We start from the raw sequence: 256 nt of genomic DNA on the forward strand, positions 1-256 counted from the left end.
GCTGCAACAGGTCGGCACCACCGGTGACGTTCACTACTACAGCGCACTGATCGCTGAGCTGAAAGCCCGCAAAGTGGTTGTCCGCGCCGCGGCTGATTTTATGGCGCTGGTCCTGCTGACGGCTCCAGGTAAACAGGGCGCGGACATTGTTTTCGGTTCTGCACAACTCTTTGGTGTCCCGATGGGCTACGGTGGCCCACATGCGGCGTTCTTTGCCGCAAAAGATGAATTCAAACGCTCCATGCCTGGCCGTATC

At 58.2% G+C, this 256-nt stretch carries 1 pseudogene; it reads left to right on the top strand.

Features of this window, described 5'->3' with window-relative positions:
* A pseudogene (locus tag ACPYOJ_RS35915) lies at positions 1-256 on the top strand (hypothetical protein); the annotation flags it as partial.

The organism is Rhizobium sp. SVR5-9E (genome assembly GCF_056755095.1).